The organism is Shewanella marisflavi (assembly GCF_023283925.1).
GTDB lineage: Bacteria > Pseudomonadota > Gammaproteobacteria > Enterobacterales > Shewanellaceae > Shewanella > Shewanella marisflavi.
Map to the genome: position 1 here is coordinate 85266 of NZ_JAKIKX010000001.1, position 16217 is coordinate 101482.

The window sequence follows — 16217 nt, forward strand, 5'->3', positions numbered from 1 at the left end:
CCGGTTATCGCGCTATTCGATCACCATCAGAGGTTGATCGAATTCGACGCCATCGCCGCTCTGGCATAATATGGCCTTAACCACGCCTGCATGGGGCGCCTGGATCTGATTCATCATCTTCATCGCTTCTATGATGCAGACGGGCTCACCTTGCTCGACCTGTTGGCCTACGGCCACCAAGGGAGAGGCATCGACAGCGGGAGCTAGATAGAAGGTGCCGACCATCGGGGAGCGTAGCAGGGTCTCTTCGTCATATTCCGCCTCGCCTGATGCTTCATCTGTTTGGCTAGGAGCTGGCTGAAGGCGCGGGCTGGCTGTTGCTGCGAGTTGGCGGCAGATACGAATCGACTCCTCGCCCTCTTTGATCTCAAGTTCGCTAATATCCGAGGCCTGCACCAGTTCGATTAGCTTCTTGATCTTGCGTATATCCATGCTCTATCCCTTCTGCTGGCTGGCTTTTACACGGGCGATGGCCGAGTCCAGGGCGTAGCGATAGCCCTGTTCGCCGAGACCGCAGATGACGCCGACCGCCTTGTCTGAGAAGTAGGAGTGATGCCTAAAGGCTTCTCTGGCGTGCACATTGGAGAGGTGAACTTCGATAAATGGAATAGCAACACCGAGTAGGGCGTCTCTGAGCGCCACGCTGGTGTGGGTAAAGGCCGCCGGGTTGATGATGATGAAATCGGCGTCGGTTTGATGAATGGCGTCGATCAGCTCATGTTCGGCATTGGATTGAATATGGTTAAGGCTAGCGCCTTGCTCGGCGGCCAAGCACTGTAACTGCTCGACAATCTGTTCTAAGGTGTGATGGCCGTAATGGCCAGGTTCTCGTCGTCCCAGTAGGTTGAGGTTAGGACCGTTTACTAAGAGAATTTTCACCGATTTACTCATCTAGCACACCTTACTGCGTCAGTCGTTTAAACAAGATACCTGCAACTTAGCATACTTATCGGCGAATTTGACGTCTCGTTAGCAAAAATCACCTTGAGGCAAAGCGTTAGTCAAGATCATCTTGAGATAAAGAGGAATGGATTAGAACTGCTTCTGCCTGAGGGCCTTCGTCGCGCCGCGCTGCTTCTTGGTATCGACTCGCCTGCGCTGGCTGCCCTTGGTGGGTTTGGTGGCGATCCGTTTCTTGGCGGTGTGCCCCACGCTGGCTACCAGGGTGATAAATTGCTCTAGCGCCGCCAGGCGATTGGCCTCCTGACTGCGACTGGCCTGACACTTGATGATGATCTTGCCACTCTTGGTGATGCGATGGTCTGCCTTGGCCAGCAGTCTTTGCTGATAAACCTCCGGCAGGGAAGATTGACGGATATCGAAGATCAGCTGCGCCGCGGTGGAGACCTTGTTGATATGTTGGCCACCGGCGCCACTGGAGCGGATAAACTGCCATTCCAGTTCGTTATCGGCTAATTGGACGCGGTTAGAGATGGTTATCATGGCTATTTAAGATCGCTCGCTGGTCGGCATGTTCGGCTTATTTGATCTAGACCTGTATCATTAGCCCGTCAAAATGATGCAAAATGGTCGCCAAATTAGGCGCCTTCTCGGAGTGTGTGTATGTTATGTCAAATCGCCGATATCACCAATGGGGTGATCAGTTTATTTGCCAGCGGGCGATTGTCGACCCAGGACTATTGCCGCAAGATAGTCCCCATCATTGAGGAATATCAGCAGGCCTCCGGCAAGGTGTGTCTCTATATCGAGGCGGATGTCTTGCTAGAGGGCTGGGAAAGCCAGTCACTGTCGGGTGTCGGTGAGCTACAACTGCCTAGGTTTGATGCCTTAGTGCTGGTGGGCGGCCCCGATTGGTTTGGTAATGCGGTGCGCTTGATGGGCCCCTTTATGCAAGGTGAGGTGGCGTGGTATGCTCTTGAGGATAAGCCCCAGGCCATCGAGTGGATCACCGCCAAGCTAAGTTGTCCACTCGAGCCCTAGTGTATGGCTAGGGACTCGTAATCTCATAATCTAAGACCCTTAAGGAAATACCCCATGTTGAAATCTTCACTCTCTTTGACGTCTGCCGCGCTAGCTCTGACACTTATGGCGTCGCTCTCTGGTTGTGCTCCCGAAGTCGGTAGCGAAAAGTGGTGTAAACAGATGGAAGATAAGCCTAAGGGTGACTGGAGCGCTAACGAAGCGGCCGATTACACTAAGCACTGCGTATTTAAGTAGTGCCTCGAGTGTGATCTGGCTAGCATGATGGGGCGAATGTCCTGTCAAGGAGAGGGGAGGCAATGGAACTATTTGTCACCCCTTTAGTCTGATTATTAGACCTTTTTACGCTTTTCCTTTGGAGTTTGCTTGAGTCTCTTCTTTCGTCAACTGGTTCACAAGTTAGCCTTGATGATGATCGCCGTGGTAGCACTGCAATTTGCAGGGGCAAACCTGGGTGCGCATCAACTGCATCTTGGCAGCCATGAAGAGGAGAGCGAAACCCATCCCCATCTGCAGTTTACTGCCGAAGTGGTGAGTCTGCAGCAGTGTGTCGATTGCCAGTGTGGCTTCGATGAGCCAGAGCTTGAGACGCCACATCAACATCAGATCAGCAAGACTGAGACTCAGACCTTTGATCTCTGCCTAGACTGCCAATGTCATGGCGGCCATGTCACCTTAGTGTCTCAGCTAGCCTGGGTGCCTTCTGTGCCTGTGAGCGATGAGCCCGCCAGTGTCAGATTGCATTATCTTCCTCCTGTCCCACAAGCGGCCTATCGCCCGCCAATTTCACTATCTTAAGCCGTTAAAAAATAATCTCTTCAGACCGAGTGTTTTATGACTTGGGCTGGTGGATCACTGTTTTTATCGGGCGTTTTCATGCCACATATCACTACTTGTATTAGCGATGCCCATAGGCCATTGGGTCCTTGGCTCGCCGTGACATGACGCCTGTTCCTTAAGATTAGGAATTGCAATGAGAAAAACCTTAATCACCACCACACTGCCTGGCGCCTTGTGGAGCATCCCCCTGCACGCCTCACCTGGCGAAATGGCTCCGGCACCGCTGCCGCAGATCAACAAGATTGGCTTTCAATATTGGATGAATCAGAGCGTGTCGCTCAATGCGCCTTTGCAGCATCAGATAAACAAAGGGTCTTATAGCGTCTTAGGTTTAGGGCGGTAGGTGAAAATATGAAAAATCAATCAAGTAAAAGCACCTTGTTGCCCTTGCCATCTCTAGGGCGCGCCATGGCCTTTGGCGGTTTGATGACCATGACGGCACTTGGCGGTGTGGTACTCGGGGCCGAAGGCCATGATCATGCTGCTAAGCCTGTCAGCGCTCAGGCGTTACAGACACCAGGCGACGAGGAGGCTCACGGTGGTGAGCTGGTGCTGACTCAGGAGCAGCGTCTGTTGGCCGGTATTGAGGTGACGTCCGTCAGTACCCAAGGCTTTAGCCTGGCGGCTGTGGCCACCGCCACCTTAGTGGTCGACAGAGATCGCACCGTTACCCTGGCGCCCCAGCTGGATGTGCGCGTACTGGCGCGCCATGTGGTGCCGGGCCAAGAGGTCAAGAAGGGCCAGCCCCTGTTGACTCTGGTCGGCGCAGCGGTAGCCCAGGCCCAGGCGGATCATATCAATGCTGCCGCCGAATGGAGCCGGATTAAACGCATGAGTCAGAGTGCGGTGAGTGCCAGTCACCGCCAACAGGCGCAGGTCGACGCCGAGCTTAAGCGCGCTATCTTGAGTGCCCTCAAGATGACACCTGAGCAGATCAAGGCGCTGGAGTCCGACCCAGAAAATATTGGCAGCTATCAGCTGTTGGCGCCTATCGATGGTCGTGTGCAGCAAGATGTTGCCATGCGGGGGCAGGTGTTCAACGGCGGCACGGCCTTGATGCAGCTTACCGATGAGTCTCACCTCTGGGTAGAGGCTCAGGTGACACCGACTCAATCTCAACAGATCAAGGTCGGCAGCAAGGCGCTGGTGAAGGTGGGGGATTTCACTCTGGAGGCCGAGGTGATCGGTCGCTCCCATGAGATTGACAGCACCACTCGTACCGAGCAGATCTTGGTGGCCTTCGCCAATCCCGGTCATGTGCTCCACGCTGGGCAGTTTGCCGAGATCTATCTAGCTGATGATAGTCAGGGTGGGGTGATATTGCCCGATGCGGCGCTGACCCGAGGCGGTGACGGCGACTGGCAGGTGTTTATCGAAGAGGGAGATGGTTTCGAGGCCGTCGAGGTCGAGGTGAGTGAGCGCCAACGTGGTATGAATCTGGTGGAAGGCTTACGCCCTGAGATGCGGGTGGTGGTTTCCGGCGCCTTTTTCTTAGCCTCTGAGCAGGCCAAGTCAGGTTTCGATATTCACAACCACTAAGAGGTCGTTCTTATGCTGCAGAAACTTATCGATGGCGCGATTCGCAATCGTCTTATGGTGGCGCTGGCGCTGCTGTGTGGTGTGATTGCCAGTGTTGTCATCTTACCTAAGCTCAACCTCGATGCCTTTCCCGATGTCACTAACGTGCAGGTGACGGTCAACACCGCCGCCGAGGGGCTGGCGGCCGAGGAGGTGGAAAAGCTGATCAGTTATCCGGTGGAGTCGGCCATGTATGCCCTGCCATCTGTGACCGAGGTGCGCTCTTTGTCGCGCACAGGACTGTCAATTGTGACCGTGGTGTTTGCCGAGGGGACTGATATCTACTTTGCCCGTCAGCAGGTGTTCGAGCAGTTGCAGGCGGCGAGGGAGATGATACCCGATGGCGTCGGAGTGCCGGAAATTGGCCCTAACACCTCGGGACTCGGCCAGATCTATCAGTACATACTGCGGGCCACGCCCGAGTCGGGGATCGATGCCGCCGAGCTGAGAAGCCTCAATGACTATCTGGTAAAACTTATCCTGATGCCGGTGGGCGGCGTGACAGATGTGCTCTCCTTCGGCGGGGAGGTTCGCCAATATCAGGTGCAGATAGAGCCCAATAAACTGCGCAGCTATGGTTTGTCGATGGTCCAGGTGACCCAGGCGCTGGAGAGCAATAACCGTAACGCCGGTGGCTGGTTTATGGATCAGGGCCAGGAGCAGCTGGTAGTTCGTGGCTATGGCCTGTTACCCGCGGGTAAGGCAGGCCTGGTGGCGATCGCTCAGATCCCACTCGCCGAGGTGGGCGGTACCCCAGTTAGGGTGGGGGATATCGCCAAGGTGGAGTTCGGCGCCGAGATACGGGTGGGCGCCGTCACCATGACCCGCCGCGACGATGCAGGAACGCCACAGGCGCTGGGCGAGGTGGTTGCCGGTGTGGTGCTTAAACGCATGGGCGCCAACACTAAGGCGACCATAGACGATATCTCGGCGCGGACTGCCATGATAGAGCAGGCGCTGCCTAAAGGTGTCTCCTTCGAGGTATTTTACGACCAGGCCGATCTGGTCAATAAGGCGGTAGAGACGGTGCGCGATGCCCTCTTAATGGCCTTTGTGTTTATCGTGGTGATCCTGGCGCTGTTTCTGGTGAACCTTCGCGCAACGGCACTGGTGCTGCTCTCTATTCCTGTCTCTATCGGCTTGGCGCTGATGGTGATGGCCTACTTTGGCATGTCGGCCAACCTGATGTCCCTCGGTGGGCTGGCGGTGGCTATCGGTATGCTGGTGGATGGCTCAGTGGTGATGGTGGAGAATATCTTTAAGCACCTCACCCAGCCAGACAAGCGGCATTTAAATCAGGATAAAGAGCGAGCCCCTAGGGAACTTAGCAGTACCGCCTCAAGGGTGATGCTGGCCGCCAAGGAGGTGTGTAGTCCTATCTTCTTCGCCACCGCCATCATCATAGTGGTGTTTGCGCCGCTGTTTGCGCTGGAAGGGGTTGAGGGCAAGCTGTTTCAGCCTATGGCGGTGAGTATCATTCTGGCCATGGTGGCGGCGCTGTTTGTCGCCTTGATTGCCGTGCCTGCCCTGGCGGTATTCTTGTTTCAACCAGGCGCCTTTAAGCGCGGTATTACCCTGAGGGAGAGCCCTGTCCTTAAGCCGGTGGAGGCGGTTTATCGCAAGTTACTTAGCGCCACCATGGGCAGACCCAAGTTGGTGCTCTTGCTGGCAATAGGCTTGTTTGGTTTTAGCATGGCACTGCTGCCCAGACTTGGCACAGAGTTTGTGCCCGAGCTTGAGGAGGGCACCATCAACTTGCGCGTCACCCTGGCGCCTACAGCTAGCCTAAGCACTTCATTAGACGTGGCGCCCAAGCTCGAAGCCATCTTGATGGGCTTTCCCGAGGTGGACTATGCCTTGAGCCGTATCGGCGCGCCAGAGCTGGGGGGCGATCCTGAGCCTGTCAGCAATATAGAGATCTATATCGGCCTAAAGCCGATCGATGAGTGGCAACACGCCGAGACCCGTCTCGAGTTGCAGCGCTTGATGGAAGAGAAGTTAAGCGTCTTCCCCGGCCTGCTGTTTACCTTCTCTCAGCCCATCGCTACCCGTGTCGATGAGTTGCTCTCTGGGGTAAAGGCGCAGCTGGCGATCAAGCTGTTTGGACCGGATCTCGAAGTGCTTTCCAAGAAGGGGCAGGCACTTAGTGACTTGGTGTCTAGCATAGAGGGCGCGGTCGATGTCTCTTTGGAGCAGGTGTCTGGCGAGGCTCAACTGGTGGTGCGTCCCAAGCGGGACCTGCTGGCCCGCTATGGTATTAGCGTCGATGAGGTGATGAGCCTGGTGAGTCAGGGGATCGGCGGCGTCAGTGCCGGGCAGGTGATCGACGGTAACGCCAGATACGACATCAATGTACGCCTGGCAAGCCAATATCGTAGTGCGCCCGATGCGCTGGAGGATCTGCTGCTGAGCGGCGTAAACGGTGCCACCGTGCGCCTGGGTGAGGTGGCCGATGTGGTGGTTGAGATGGCGCCGCCTAACATCCGCCGCGACGATGTGCAGCGCCGAGTGGTGGTGCAGGCCAACGTGTCGGGACGCGACATGGGCTCAGTGGTCAAGGATATCTACGCCATAGTGCCTCAGGCGGATCTGCCGCCGGGATACACGGTTGTGGTCGGCGGCCAGTATGAGAACCAGCAGCGGGCCCAGCAGAAGCTGATGCTGGTGGTGCCCATCTCGATCGCCCTGATCGCCCTGTTGCTTTACTTCTCCTTCGGTTCCATCAAGCAGGTGGGCCTGATCATGGCTAACGTGCCGCTGGCGCTGATCGGCGGCGTGGTGGCCCTCTACGTCAGCGGCACCTATCTGTCAGTGCCTAGCTCTATCGGCTTTATCACTCTGTTTGGGGTGGCGGTACTCAACGGCGTGGTGCTGGTGGATTCCATTAACCAGAGGCGGGCCGCGGGAGAAGCCCTCTATATCAGCGTGTATGAAGGCACTGTGGGACGTCTTCGCCCCGTGCTGATGACGGCGCTGACCTCGGCGCTGGGCCTGATCCCTATCTTGCTATCGAGCGGTGTCGGCAGCGAGATCCAAAAGCCGCTGGCGGTGGTGATCATAGGCGGCCTGTTTAGCTCTACCGCCCTGACACTATTGATCTTGCCAACCCTGTATCGCTGGCTCTATGAGACTAAGGCCGTCAAGGGTAGCAAGGTGTTAGATGCCTTAGATTAGCCGATTTGATCCTGAATTTAGCGTTTCAAGGGGCCAGGGAGGGCCGGAGACAGCGATGCTTTCAGTTTGTCATCGTGGTTAAGTCTCTTTCGTGACATCCAGTGGGAGAAAAGGTGCCTTGTCGTTTCGGTTCATCCCTAACCTGTGGGTTGAGCGATAAGATGCCCTTGCCCTGATTGCCACGCGCGGCAGGACGCCGCGCCTTTTTAAGGTTCACTTATCTGCTTTATCTTGTTTAGTGTTTCATATGATTATTTTGTTTGAGTCGTAACTATGCGGCTCGATTACATGATCGCTTTATACGGGCTAAAGCATGTGTTGCCTGTTAATTATGAGTGGTTTGTGTTAAGTTTAAGCCTCTAATGCTTTGAGTAATCCGCTGTTTTTGACTGCGGGTTGCCTATATGTTGCCACTAATAATAATTCTAATCATTTTCATAGTTTGAGTACTGATCATTACAGCAGGGTGTTAGTTAGCCTTGGAGTTTGTTCGGTGTGACGCCCTCATGGCGACTTCACTTATTCGGCATTGCTTGTATTTAGCAGTGTCCCTTTGGCTGAACTCTTGGCCAGTTTCTCTACTCAAGATGCAAATGGCAGCATGGAAGCAGAATAATAAGTTAAACCTGAGAGGATGAATGATGATTCGCTATACACTTGCAGCTAGCTGTATCGCAATGGCTTTGTGTGCCAATGCCAGTGCCACCACTGTGGACGAAGAGCTTAAGGCGCTAAAGGCGCGCATTGAGCAGTTGGAAGCCGAAAAGGAACAAGCCCCTGAAAAGGAGGAGATGGATAAGTCGATTAAGTTTGGCGGCGCTGCCCGTTTTCAATACTCCTATGAGGATTATTCCGATGCCAATACCGATCGCGGTGGTGACTTCGACTTTGATCTCTTTCGTATCGATGTAAACGGTAATCTGGATGACGTGATTTTTTCGGCCCAGTATCGTTGGTTCGAGTATATGAATGTGATTCATCATGCCTGGGTAGGTTATAACTTTGATGATGAGCAACAGGGAAAGATAGGGGTGACTCAGGTGCCTTTCGGTATCTTAACCTACGCGTCTAATAACTATTTCTTTAGCTCTAATTTCTACTTAGGCCTGGAAGATGATTACGATCTGGGACTTAACTACACCTATAAGAGTGACAGCAATCGATTAGACTTAGCCTTCTATAAGAATGATGAGCAAGGTGGTCTGGACGGTTATGTATCGGATCGCACCCATAGATATGCTTACGATGTTGTTGGTGTTCGCCTGGCAGGCGAGGGGATTTATGATGCGCCAACCGATGGCTATGCCGCCGGCGAGAAGAACACCTTCAACGCTCGTTACAGCCACAACTTCATGTTTGATGGCGGGAGTTTTGAGCTAGGTGTCTCGGGTCAGGTAGGACAACTTGAAATTGAAAATGGTACAGATGGCGACCAGATGGCGGCAGCGCTGCATGGTGTACTCAACTATGATCGCTGGAACCTCAAGTTACAGCTGACCGATTACAAGTATGATGTTGATGGCATGGATGTGGAGCGTATGGTGGTGGCGGCCTACGCCTTTTATGACTCGATTCCCGCCGAGGCAACCAGTTATGTTGCCGACTTGGCCTATAGCCTGCCTGTTAAGTGGGGACCTGTATCAAACTTGACCTTCTATAACGACTATTCGTTAATCACAGATAAACCCACAGGGCAGGAAGATACCTTCATGAATGTCACCGGGGTGGCGGTCACTGCGGGTGGTCTCTACACCTATTTCGATTTTGTTGTGGCTCAAAACCAGCCTTTCATTGGTGGCTCCATGGTGGGCGACGGCGGCACCAACAAGCGCTTTAACATCAACTTCGGCTACTATTTCTAGTCTGCTTGGGTCTAAGCCAAATAAAAAACCGCATCTTTTAGGGATGCGGTTTTTTTCTGCCTGTCAGGCGAGGGTGGGCTTGAATTTAGCTGTCGCTTAACGCATAGCCGCCTTTAAGGTGGGCGATGTTGTTAAAGCCCAGTCGATGTAGGGCTTGGGCTGCCACCAGTGAGCGACTGCCGCTACGACAGACCAATACCCATTGAGCCTCTCTATCTAACTGGTTTTCTTGAACAAACTGCACCAGACGTGTCATGGGAACGTTAATGGTTTTCTGCCCAAGGGTCCCCAGTTCATGTTGCAGGGCATATTCATGGGGTTCGCGAATATCCAGCAATTTAAGGTTGGGTGAGCTGCCTACTTGCTGGTTTAGCGTCTGGCTGTCGTACTCTTTCACCTTGGCTTTACTGCATCCGCCGGTATAGGCACCGCAGATGATCTCGCTGCCAGCCTCATCTTTGAGATGCGTGTCGAGCCTCGCCTTTTGCTGCTCAAACTGCGCCATGGTGATGGTGCCGTTGATCACCTCATTCAGGAGCGGGTTAACCCTAAATTCGGCGGCGAAGCTGGTGGTGAACTCGTTGTTATAGTCGTGGCTTGGGCACAGTAGTGTGTTATCGCCTACCAGGCTGTGCAGCAGCTTGAGGCTGTTGTACATCTGTTTGGCGCAGCTGCTGTCGAAGTTGGTGCGCCCCAAACTGCCCATTAAGACCAGATCGCCACAGAAGGCATAGAGCACTTCGCCTTCGGCTGAACATAGCAGCAGGCTGATACTGTCTTTGGTATGACCTGGGGTTGCCACTTTTACCAGAGAGAGTTGGCCCAGCGACAGTGACTGAGCTGGTCTGGCACCGATCTCAGTGATCTGATGCGTCGCTGGCCAGCCAAGATGATCACTTGTCTGTTCAGGCAGATAGCGGGCCGCCAACTCCACACGTCCCGAGACGTGATCGGCATGGCCGTGGGTGTCGATAAAGGCGATAGGCGACAGCTGCTGGCATTGCAGCAGGGTATCGATACGCTGACCGAGCTCAGGCAAGGGATCGATCACCACGGCCTGTTTGCTCTGTTGATCGGCGTAGATCCAGCTACAGCTGGAGCCAGATTTGAGCTGGACTAAGCCGTTAAGCGGTTTTTTATCTGTAGAGACATCATCCGTGCTCAGGGTCAGGCAGCTATTGCCTAATGCGTTAGCGGCCGATTGAATGCGCTCACAGGCCTGATCCACCTCAAGCTGTGTCATGGCCGGACCGAAAGAGAGACGAATGGCGGATTCACTCTGCCAGGCGGGCAGGCCCATGGCATCAAGCACGAAGCTGCGAGTCACTTTTGAGCTGCATGCCGATCCTGAGCTGACGCGGATATTGGCGGCGTCGAACAGATCCATGATCTCCTTGCTGCTAAAACCTGGCACGGCGAAGTTCAAGGTGGTGGGCACACTGTTGTCGAAGCTGTGGTTGAATACCAGTGTAGGGAAGGCATTTAACAGCGCCTGAGCCAGTTGCTGACGGTATTGCTCCAGACGTTCCCCGCTATAGAAGGGAGTATCTTGTTCGGCGAGTAACATGGCAAACACTTGGTTGAGCGCCGCCATACCCGGCAAGTTTTCCGTGCCTGAGCGCAGGCCACCCTCTTGACCGCCACCGGCGATAAAAGGGGTAAAGGGGGCGCCCTCACGAATATAAACGAAGCCTATGCCCTTAGGCGCATAGAGTTTATGGCCGCTAAAGGGCGCGTAATCTATGCTGGTTTGCGCCAGTGTCAGAGGACGTTTGCCCAAAGCCTGAACGCAGTCCACCATCCAAAACACTTTAGGGTTATGCTGACGTATGCAGCTATCGAGTGCGTTGAGGTCCTGATATACCCCGGTTTCGTTATTGACCGCCATGGTGCAGATCATCAAGGCATTGGGCACCTCTTTGGCGATGAAGTCGAGATCCAGCGCGCCTTTGTCATCGACGGGAATCGCCTTGACCTCGGCGCCGATCTCCAGCAGTTGGTTCCAGTGAGCCAGAGAGTTGGGCACTGCCTTATGTTCGGTCGCGCCGTATAACAAGCTGTATTGCTTGTTGGGATCCAGGCTGGCCTTTGCCTTGATGAGGGCGGAGAGAATGGCAGTCTGTATGCCTTCGGTGGCGCCACTGGTAAAGATGATCTTGCCTTGGCCACTGGCAAGAATCTGTTTGGCGCGCAGGCGCGTCTGCTCCATCAGGCTTTTGGCTTTAAGGCCTGTGATATGGCTGCTGGACGGGTTGCCAAACAGCTCTTCCATCGCACCCAGGGCTGCTTTAGCGGCTTGGGGCAATACCGGAGTGGTCGCGTTGGCGTCGAGGTAGATCTGACTCAGTTCAGGGCTGGGATGCATGGGGTACTCGCTTTTGCTGTTTTTATTATTAGAAAAAATTCCCATATAACAAAAAGCTATATGTAATTCGATGCGGCTATATTAGCAGTTTGTGAGTATTGATCAAGATCATGTTTTTGCTCTTAGACCCCCTTGGCGTGAGTGCCGTTTATCGATAAGTCAGGTAAAGAGGGCTGGCGAGCTAATACAAGAGGTAGCGGGCCAAAGAGTGGAGCTTGGTTACATTTTGTATCGGGAGACTGGCTGTGGGGGAGTGCAAAACGCCCGCAATGACAGCGGGCGTTAGCAAGGGGCTATATTCTTACCTTGATCACTACCTTTCTCACCTTTTGTGGTGTCGCCGAGGTGCCTGGCATGTGCATATCCTGAGGGAAAAACAGCGCAAACATCCCTGCCTTCAAGGGGATAAAGGCGGCAGCTTCTTTGTTGGACTCATAGTCGTACTCGGCGTAGTCGTGTTTGTCATAGTAAGGTTTCGATGGGGTCTGATCCGCTAGTGGCAGATAGCCAAATTCCTCTTCACCACTGACCACATACTGCACGTCGATATATTTGCGGTGCACCTCGAAAGGCTCGACCTCTCTGGGCTTAGTTTCATAGTCGTTGACGATAACAAAAATATCTTTGCCATCCAGCTCATAGTTGCCAACGGGCAGCTGAGTGAAATCTGTCTCTTTTAGGTGTTGCAAGGCTGTGGCAATACGTGGCCCTAGGTGGGTGTAGTGTGCCAGGTTGTCTAAGGTATCCAGGATCATGATCTGCGGTCGCCTAGGTTGAAGCAAGCTCTGGTGTGATAGCAGCTTTGGTTTGAGAGAGGGATAGTGTAGCAGTCTTTTCGAGCGGCAAGGTAGCCTCTGTGGCTGGATAAGTACAGCCCTAGCGGTTTGGCTGGGGAATATTACAGCTTTCTCTGAATGCTTGCCACCATTTGACGTGCCTGCGCATCTGCGTCTTAAGCTTTGCAGGCAGAGCGTCTTGCTGTTCGCCGAAATGCAGTTCGATAAAACCCTGATAGCTGCTGCCTTCAAAGAGCGCCAGCAGCGGCTCGTTCAGACGATAGTGCAGCTGGTTAAGTTGTGACAGATAGGCCTGGATCTGAGCAAGATAGAATTTGTGAAACACATTTTGCAGTATCTCTTGCTTGTGGTTGGCATGGCCTGGCCGACAGGTGATCGAGGCGGCATGTTCTGTTAAATAGTCATTGAGGGCAACTAGCTGGGCTTGGCTGTAGCTTAAGGAGCGCAGATACTTGGGCAGCAGAGATTGGTAGGCCAGCAGCGCCAGGGTGGGTTCAATCTGCTTGGTGTCTATCTGCTGCCAAGCTTGCTGTGCTATCGCGCGCTTAATATCAAGCAGTTGACCCAGCGCCGATTCGAGCTCGAAACGCCCGGCGCGCGTCTTGTCGAGCACCAAGGAGTCGTAGCCGATGAACAGGCTCTGGGTGATGCTCCTGTCTCTGGTCAGAACCCGGTTGAAGTCTTCCATCGCTCCATCTTGTTTCTGCTTGAGGGCCTGTGTCAGCTCACGCCTTAGCGGACCGGCCTCTAAGGTGTCGATGCAGGCGGGGGCCAGTTGAATAAAGCGTATCTGGTAGATGAATTGCTGACTCGGCGGGGCGACCTTGCCGAGCGTACTGTTGTGGTCGGCTATCAAGGTGCCAAGCTGACAATGACTCAGAGAGAGGGTTTCTAAGATAGAGATGGTCTGCGATGGGCGGGTAACTGGTTTAGGTCTGCTTATCTGCTGAGGAACAAAGTCAGCGGCCGTGTAGGGGCGTTCAATCACATTAGAGAGACGTTGGCCGTAATCTTGCCAAAGATAATCGACATCCTTGGCCCGCTGGCATCCCAGAAGTAAAAATGAAAATCCCACGGCGATGCAGGCTTTGATTATCGAGTCGGTTATACAGGTTGCGGCGGCGTTGGTCTGCTGCATACTGCCCCTTATGCTAGTGCCTGCGGCTTAGGCTAGGTTTGGCTTAGACTGATATCCTTATTGAGCCGGATACCGTGAGCACTAAACGCCTGTTTTAGCTCAGCCAGGCGCTTGGCACTGAGAGACAGATTAACCTTGAGCGTCTTTGCCTGGGTGGTTATCTCGATCTCTGTGGGTGCAACACGGCAAGCAACGATATCTGTATAGGTTATGTAGGGATCATTGCCAAGGGCACCTTGATCGTCGAGGGGAATATTGAGGAAACGAACGGCGTGTTGGGTGAAAATAATCTGCTGTTTTAGCAACGCGCTTGACCAGGCAAGCAGAGCCAGGCTGTAGCCGATAAACACTATCTCATCTTGTGAGGGCAAGAGTAAAGATTTGAGCAATATCAGGCAGACCGTCAGCGTCATGATGACGTAGGCGAGTGTTTGATAGGGCCTGATTGTTAAGATTTCTTCCATTTTTTCCTCTGTAACCTCCTGTTACGAGCCTATTTTAATCGCCCTGACAAGTTTAGTGCAATTCTTATAGAATGGCCGAGAGCATATGCACAGATAAAATCAGGGAGCCGAGTTAGGTGCTTAAGTTACGTTTTCTTGCCGGGCCAAAGGCCTATCGTCAGATCGCCGAGCAGGGGTTGAAGCCCGAGCTTTTTACTCAGGTGCTGGCGGCCTCGGGAGGCCCAAAATGGCTGGGGATTGCCGCGTTGGATAAATACCTGTTTGGCACTTTTTTTAAGGCGAGAGAGACGCCGCTTTATACTTTGGGCGCCTCCTCTGGCGCTTGGCGTTTGGCCTGCTTGGCGCAGCAAGAACCATTGGCGGCTTATGAAAGGCTGGAGCGAGAATATATCGGCCAGCGTTATGACACTAAGCCCACAGCACAAGAGGTGTCGGCTAAGGTTGCTGGCATAGTCTCTGGTATCTTGGGCGAGCAGCAGGGAGCCGATATTGTGGCCAACCCTGTGATTAAGAGTCATTTTATCGCCTGTCGTGGCCGTCATCTTAATCGGCTTTCCCATCCAGCGGCCCTGGGCGCTGGGCTTGCCACTACGGCCATGAGTAACCTGCTCAGTCGGCGTACTCTGGGGTGGCATTTTGAGCGCTATCTGTTTGGTTGCAGGGATGCTATGTCGCCCTATCGTGAGCTTAAGGACCTGCCGGGTCGCCACCTCGCTTTGACCAGTGACAATATTGGCCAGGTTTTACTCGCTACAGGTTCTATTCCCTGGGTGCTGGCACCAGTGACCCAGATTGAGGGGGCGCCTGCAGGCCATTATTACGATGGCGGTATCACAGATTATCATTTTGATCTTCCGCTGGCTCATGCGCCAGGATTAACCCTATATCCCCACTTCTACAGCAAGATATTGCCCGGCTGGTTCGATAAGTCACTGCCCTGGCGCCGAGCCAAGCGTAACTATGATAATGCGCTAATTCTGGCCCCTAGTGAGGACTATGTGAGCCAACTCCCCTATGGCAAGTTACCCGACAGAAATGACTTTAGTCGCCTTAGTAGCGAAGAGCGCATTCGCTACTGGCAACAGGCGGTGCAGATGAGTCAGGTGTTGGCGGATGATCTGGATAAGGTATTAAAAAGCGGTGATATTATGCGTTATCTTACCGCTTTCTAACGGGCGGAACTAAGACAACGTGAAACAAACAGGCCGCTTGGTGGGTCTAATTAGCGAAGGACCGGGTATTTTGATTGGCATGGCATCGCCGATCCAATAATGGCGTTTCAAGCAGTAATTTTGACAACTGCTACACTTTATCATTATTGCTCCTTGGTTAAATTTCCATCGCACTGATTAGGTATTCACGGCGATCACCGACCAAGGGGGAGGAGGTTGCTATGTTGACTCAAGAGATGGCGTTGATCACCCGCGATGAACTGCTGTTGCCCGATGGCAGAATAGAGATCCGAGTGGCTGGCCCTAGCAACTTGACTCTGATTGCCGAAGTGCTCAAAGGTCACTTCCAGTTGGCGTTTGCCATGGCCCGTCCTCAAGCGACTCCCCCCTGTTATCCACTGGCAACACAGTGCGAGATCATAGATTTCCATCAGCTCGAAGATGACTGCCTTGGCCTAGTGTTGGAAGGCAAACAGAGAGTTAAAATCTTATCTGCGGCGAAACGCCGTGATGGCAACTGGATCGCCAGAACCTTAAGCTGTAGCAATTGGCGTGAAGAGCCTATCAAAGGGGAATTTGAGCTGATCAGTGCCGCTTTGGAGCAGTTCTATCTGGTTAATCCTTCTCTGCAGCAGCTGTATGGCGATCTTCACCTTGATGATGCCACCTGGGTGAGTCAGCGATGGCTCGAGGTCTTGCCTCTCTATAATCGCGACAAGCAGGTGCTGGTTAATCAGCCCGATTGCCATAAGACGATGGATTTCGTTTTGGAGCTGATTAAGTCCCATGCGGGATAATCATACCAATGTTAGTCAATAACAGGTCATTCTAGCTTGTTAGAACGCTCGATAACGGCGTTACTTTTTTGCTTGTAGAGTAACGGCTT

16 protein-coding genes are annotated in these 16217 nt (G+C 53.4%); 9 read left to right on the forward strand and 7 right to left on the reverse strand.

What is annotated here, in order from left to right; translation table 11 throughout:
* Window positions 1–12: 12 nt before the first annotated feature.
* From accB to arfB, 3 genes are all read right to left on the reverse strand, one after another.
* On the reverse strand, window positions 13–432 hold the full coding sequence (gene accB, locus L2712_RS00345) for an acetyl-CoA carboxylase biotin carboxyl carrier protein (protein ID WP_248976546.1): 420 nt from the start codon (window positions 430–432) through the stop codon (window positions 13–15).
* 3 nt (window positions 433–435) lie between these two features.
* Window positions 436–891 (reverse strand): type II 3-dehydroquinate dehydratase, encoded by a 456-nt coding sequence (gene aroQ / locus L2712_RS00350; RefSeq protein ID WP_088905524.1) that lies wholly within the window; start codon window positions 889–891, stop codon window positions 436–438.
* Window positions 892–1032: 141 nt separating this feature from the next.
* Window positions 1033–1443: an alternative ribosome rescue aminoacyl-tRNA hydrolase ArfB gene (gene arfB / locus L2712_RS00355; RefSeq protein WP_033539472.1), complete on the reverse strand. Its 411-nt coding sequence runs from the start codon at window positions 1441–1443 to the stop codon at window positions 1033–1035.
* Window positions 1444–1563: 120 nt separating this feature from the next.
* On the opposite strand from arfB, the gene L2712_RS00360 reads away from it, so the two are divergent.
* The 7 genes from L2712_RS00360 to L2712_RS00390 all read left to right on the forward strand — a co-directional run bounded on the left by L2712_RS00360 (window position 1564) and on the right by L2712_RS00390 (window position 9395).
* Entirely contained in the window at window positions 1564–1941 is a 378-nt protein-coding gene (locus L2712_RS00360; RefSeq protein ID WP_033539471.1) for a SpoIIAA family protein, read from the forward strand.
* Window positions 1942–1995: 54 nt separating this feature from the next.
* Window positions 1996–2178, forward strand: a complete 183-nt coding sequence (locus L2712_RS00365) for a DUF3012 domain-containing protein (protein ID WP_033539470.1) — start codon at window positions 1996–1998, stop codon at window positions 2176–2178.
* Window positions 2179–2307: 129 nt separating this feature from the next.
* On the forward strand, window positions 2308–2739 hold the full coding sequence (locus L2712_RS00370; RefSeq protein WP_248976547.1) for a hypothetical protein: 432 nt from the start codon (window positions 2308–2310) through the stop codon (window positions 2737–2739).
* Window positions 2740–2914: 175 nt separating this feature from the next.
* Window positions 2915–3124 carry a hypothetical protein gene (locus L2712_RS00375; RefSeq protein ID WP_088905522.1) on the forward strand — a complete coding sequence of 70 codons (210 nt, stop codon included), beginning with the start codon at window positions 2915–2917 and terminating at the stop codon, window positions 3122–3124.
* An 8-nt stretch (window positions 3125–3132) separates the two neighbouring features.
* Window positions 3133–4320: an efflux RND transporter periplasmic adaptor subunit gene (locus L2712_RS00380; protein WP_248976548.1), complete on the forward strand. Its 1188-nt coding sequence runs from the start codon at window positions 3133–3135 to the stop codon at window positions 4318–4320.
* Between the two features lie 12 nt (window positions 4321–4332).
* Window positions 4333–7533, forward strand: coding sequence for an efflux RND transporter permease subunit (locus L2712_RS00385; protein ID WP_248976549.1), 3201 nt, complete (start codon window positions 4333–4335; stop codon window positions 7531–7533).
* 641 nt (window positions 7534–8174) lie between these two features.
* Entirely contained in the window at window positions 8175–9395 is a 1221-nt protein-coding gene (locus tag L2712_RS00390; protein ID WP_033539527.1) for a hypothetical protein, read from the forward strand.
* A gap of 85 nt (window positions 9396–9480) precedes the next feature.
* Here the strand turns inward: L2712_RS00390 and L2712_RS00395 are convergent, their stop codons facing one another.
* The 4 genes from L2712_RS00395 to L2712_RS00410 form a co-directional block, all read right to left on the reverse strand.
* Window positions 9481–11760 (reverse strand): aminotransferase class V-fold PLP-dependent enzyme, encoded by a 2280-nt coding sequence (locus tag L2712_RS00395; protein WP_248976550.1) that lies wholly within the window; start codon window positions 11758–11760, stop codon window positions 9481–9483.
* A 293-nt stretch (window positions 11761–12053) separates the two neighbouring features.
* Window positions 12054–12515 (reverse strand): NanQ anomerase/TabA/YiaL family protein, encoded by a 462-nt coding sequence (locus tag L2712_RS00400; protein ID WP_033539464.1) that lies wholly within the window; start codon window positions 12513–12515, stop codon window positions 12054–12056.
* A 121-nt stretch (window positions 12516–12636) separates the two neighbouring features.
* On the reverse strand, window positions 12637–13695 hold the full coding sequence (locus L2712_RS00405) for a DUF3080 family protein (protein ID WP_248976551.1): 1059 nt from the start codon (window positions 13693–13695) through the stop codon (window positions 12637–12639).
* A gap of 32 nt (window positions 13696–13727) precedes the next feature.
* Entirely contained in the window at window positions 13728–14159 is a 432-nt protein-coding gene (locus tag L2712_RS00410; protein ID WP_248976552.1) for a hypothetical protein, read from the reverse strand.
* 116 nt (window positions 14160–14275) lie between these two features.
* On the opposite strand from L2712_RS00410, the gene L2712_RS00415 reads away from it, so the two are divergent.
* Entirely contained in the window at window positions 14276–15331 is a 1056-nt protein-coding gene (locus L2712_RS00415) for a patatin-like phospholipase domain-containing protein (protein ID WP_248976553.1), read from the forward strand.
* Between the two features lie 221 nt (window positions 15332–15552).
* Window positions 15553–16128 carry an LON peptidase substrate-binding domain-containing protein gene (locus tag L2712_RS00420; RefSeq protein WP_033539460.1) on the forward strand — a complete coding sequence of 192 codons (576 nt, stop codon included), beginning with the start codon at window positions 15553–15555 and terminating at the stop codon, window positions 16126–16128.
* The last annotated feature ends 89 nt before the right edge of the window (window positions 16129–16217 follow it).